This window comes from Citrobacter sp. wls826, from assembly GCF_005281245.1.
Lineage (GTDB): Bacteria > Pseudomonadota > Gammaproteobacteria > Enterobacterales > Enterobacteriaceae > Citrobacter > Citrobacter braakii.
In genome coordinates this window covers 77,588-81,490 of sequence record NZ_SZWS01000041.1, presented here as the reverse complement: position 1 = coordinate 81,490, position 3,903 = coordinate 77,588, and the positions used below count along the sequence as shown (strand labels likewise).

Below are 3,903 nucleotides of genomic sequence, written 5' to 3'. Positions count from 1 at the left end.
CCCGCCATACTGACGCAGAGCGGGCAATAATCTTACAGGCGGTGGCGGTAATCGCTGGGGGTACGATCAAACTCGCGGCGAAACACGCGTGAGAAGGTTTGTTGTGATACATAACCAAGATCCATCGCGATATCGAAAATAGGTCGCTCGGTCGTCCGCAGTTCAACAGCAGCCAGCAGGAGTCGACGCTGGCGGATATAGTCACCCAACGTCTGGCGCATCACCGTGCGGAACATTCTCTGTAAATACCACTTCGAGTAACCTGATTTTTTCGCCACCGCCTCAATGTTCAGCGGCTGATCGATATGGTCGTCAATCCATTCAATAAGGGTCTGAATAATCTGCTGATGGGACATAGGGCTGCCTCTTTTTCAGTATTCGATTCGTCGTTTTGTCTGTGGGCGAGTATAATTCCTCAAGTTAACTTGAGGTAAAGCGATTTATGGAAAAGAAATTACCCCGAATAAAAGCGCTGCTCACGCCAGGTGAAGTCGCAAAGCGTAGCGGCGTAGCGGTATCAACCCTGCATTTCTATGAAAGCAAAGGGTTAATCAGCAGTATGCGCAACAGCGGCAATCAGCGCCGATACAGACGTGATGTGTTGCGTTATGTGGCGATTATCAAGATTGCTCAACGCATCGGGATCCCGTTGGCAACGATCGGTGACGCGCTCGGCGTATTACCTGAAGGACATTCGCTCAGTGCTAAAGAGTGGAAGCAGCTCTCTTCGCAATGGCGTGAAGAGCTGGATCGACGCATTCATACTTTAGTGGCGCTACGCGATGAACTGGATGGGTGTATTGGTTGCGGTTGTTTGTCGCGCAGCGATTGCCCGTTGCGTAACCCAGGCGATCAGCTTGGCGAGAAGGGGACCGGGGCGCGTCTGCTGGAAGATGATTGATGTGAAATATCTGATGGATGGACGGATATAAAACTAAAGCGCCACAGAGGGCGCTTTAGTTTGGTTCCGGTCTTTGTCTTTCACTCTATCCCGCTGGTTCACGGGAGGGTTTCCCCCGACATCAACACCCCTCAGTCGAGCACATTAGGTGAGGTTCCGGTCTGTGTTGATAATGTAATTGTAAGCCACCTCTCTCCATTTACCAGTGAAATGGTGATTTTTTAGCCAAAAAATTTTCCGCATCTTCACCGGTTTTCTTGCGCAAGTTTGCGTGAAAAAGGCACACCGATGTTGTAATAACTCCGCAAATTTTGTTGCCAGACTGCGCATTGACGATAACGTTTGCGCATCGACTGATTATTTATTGCGCGTTATAAGAAGAAATGAGTAAAAAGCGGCAAAGTTCAGTTGAAAACCAGCGTATGATCGCTGGATAATCGTTTGCTTTTTTTTACCACCCGTTTTTTATGCGCGGAGCTAAACGTTTGCTTTTTTGCGACACCCCTATTGACGCAAACCTGGCACATGGAGAAAACGTTTAGCAGGCAGTGGATTGTCCAGCACGCATAATGACGAAAAAATAAACTCTCAGGGGATGTTTTCTATGTCTACGCCTTCAGCGCGTACCGGCGGTTCACTCGACGCCTGGTTTAAAATTTCGCTCCGCGGCAGTACCGTTCGTCAGGAAGTCGTTGCCGGATTAACGACGTTCCTGGCCATGGTCTACTCCGTTATCGTGGTTCCGGGGATGCTGGGTAAAGCCGGATTCCCGCCTGCCGCTGTATTTGTGGCAACCTGTCTGGTCGCGGGCGTCGGTTCTATTGTGATGGGCCTGTGGGCAAACCTGCCGCTGGCGATTGGCTGCGCCATTTCTTTGACGGCGTTTACCGCATTCAGCCTGGTACTGGGACAACATATCAGCGTGCCTGTTGCGCTGGGTGCGGTGTTCCTGATGGGTGTCCTGTTTACCATCATTTCCGCGACCGGTATTCGTAGCTGGATCCTGCGCAATCTACCGCAGGGTGTTGCGCACGGTACGGGGATTGGTATCGGCCTGTTCCTGCTGCTGATTGCGGCAAACGGCGTGGGTCTGGTTATTAAAAACCCGCTGGACGGCCTGCCGGTTGCGCTGGGCGATTTCGATACCTTCCCGGTGATTATGTCGCTGGTAGGTCTGGCGGTGATTATTGGCCTCGAAAAACTGAAAGTACCGGGCGGTATCCTGCTGACTATTATCGGTATTTCCGTAGTGGGTCTGATTTTCGACCCGGCCGTACATTTCTCCGGTATTTTTGCCATGCCTTCTCTGAGCGACGAAAACGGCAACTCGCTGATCGGTAGCCTGGATATTATGGGCGCACTAAACCCAATCGTACTGCCGAGCGTGCTGGCGCTGGTCATGACCGCTGTCTTCGATGCGACCGGAACCATCCGTGCGGTAGCCGGACAGGCGAATCTGCTGGATAAAGACGGACAGATTATTGACGGCGGCAAAGCGCTGACCACCGACTCCCTGAGCAGCGTGTTCTCTGGCCTGGTGGGCGCTGCACCGGCGGCGGTTTATATTGAATCCGCAGCGGGTACGGCGGCAGGCGGCAAAACTGGCCTGACGGCGATCACCGTTGGCGTACTGTTCCTGCTGATCCTGTTCCTCTCTCCGCTCTCTTATCTTGTACCAGTATATGCAACGGCACCTGCGCTGATGTATGTGGGCCTGCTGATGTTAAGCAACGTAGCGAAAATCGACTTTGCTGACTTTGTCGACGCTATGGCGGGGCTGGTAACGGCCGTATTTATCGTGCTGACCTGTAACATCGTGACCGGCATTATGATTGGCTTTGCTACCCTGGTGATTGGCCGTATCGTCTCTGGCGAATGGCGCAAACTGAACATCGGCACAGTGGTCATCGCCATCGCGCTGGTGGCCTTCTACGCTGGTGGTTGGGCTATCTAATCCTCATTTGATGAAGATTCTGAAAACGGGTGGCTTTGGCCGCCCGTTTTTATTTTCACAACACTCTCGTTGTCTTTTGCGTTACTCTCAAGTAGATAGAATTGAGGCACGACGCCTCTCATCACTGATCATAAGAAACATCGCAAACAGGGAACGCATGGAAATCTTTTTCACCATACTCATCATGACCCTTGTGGTCTCGCTGTCGGGGGTTTTTACTCGCGTATTGCCATTCCAACTCCCTTTACCCCTTATGCAGATCGCCATCGGCGCCTTGCTGGCGTGGCCGACGTTTGGTTTGCATGTGGAATTCGATCCTGAGCTTTTTCTGGTTCTGTTCATCCCGCCGCTGCTTTTCGCCGATGGCTGGAAGACGCCAACCCGTGAGTTTCTGGAGCACGGGCGAGAGATCTTCGGCCTTGCGCTGGCGCTGGTTCTGGTCACGGTGGTCGGGATTGGCTTTATGATTTACTGGCTGGTGCCGGGGATCCCTCTCATCCCAGCCTTTGCGCTGGCCGCTGTCCTGTCGCCAACCGATGCCGTGGCCCTTTCCGGCATAGTGGGGGAGGGACGCATACCGAAGAAAATCATGGGTATCCTGCAGGGCGAAGCGTTGATGAACGACGCCTCCGGTCTGGTATCACTGAAATTTGCCGTCGCCGTGGCGATGGGCACGATGGTGTTTACGGTTGGTGGCGCAACGCTTGAATTCTTCAAGGTAGCGATTGGCGGTATCCTGGCCGGTTTTGTCGTCAGTTGGCTGTACGGGCGCTCCCTGCGTTTTCTCAGCCGCTGGGGTGGTGATGAACCGGCAACGCAAATCGTTCTGCTGTTCCTGCTGCCGTTTGCGTCTTACCTGATTGCGGAACACATCGGTGTTTCCGGCATCCTCGCGGCGGTCGCAGCCGGGATGACCATCACCCGTTCCGGGGTAATGCGCCGGGCGCCGCTGGCGATGCGTTTACGTGCTAACAGCACCTGGGCGATGCTGGAGTTTGTGTTTAACGGCATGGTTTTCTTGCTGTTAGGACTGCAGTTGCCGGGGATT

Annotated in this window: 4 protein-coding genes; 3 read left to right on the top strand and 1 reads right to left on the bottom strand. The window is 53.3% G+C overall.

Annotated features, from left to right (window positions below; translation table 11 throughout):
• Nucleotides 1-32 precede the first annotated feature (32 nt).
• Nucleotides 33-356, bottom strand: coding sequence for a superoxide response transcriptional regulator SoxS (soxS, locus tag FDW87_RS09355; protein ID WP_016155362.1), 324 nt, complete (start codon nt 354-356; stop codon nt 33-35).
• An 86-nt stretch (nt 357-442) separates the two neighbouring features.
• On the opposite strand from soxS, the gene soxR reads away from it, so the two are divergent.
• From soxR to FDW87_RS22200, 3 genes are all read left to right on the top strand, one after another.
• Nucleotides 443-901, top strand: coding sequence for a redox-sensitive transcriptional activator SoxR (soxR, locus tag FDW87_RS09350; RefSeq protein ID WP_016155363.1), 459 nt, complete (start codon nt 443-445; stop codon nt 899-901).
• Nucleotides 902-1,505: 604 nt separating this feature from the next.
• Nucleotides 1,506-2,855, top strand: coding sequence for a guanine/hypoxanthine transporter GhxP (gene ghxP / locus FDW87_RS09345; protein ID WP_016155449.1), 1,350 nt, complete (start codon nt 1,506-1,508; stop codon nt 2,853-2,855).
• 157 nt (nt 2,856-3,012) lie between these two features.
• On the top strand, nt 3,013-3,903 hold an 891-nt coding region (locus FDW87_RS22200), incomplete at its 3' end, for a Na+/H+ antiporter (protein WP_252363089.1).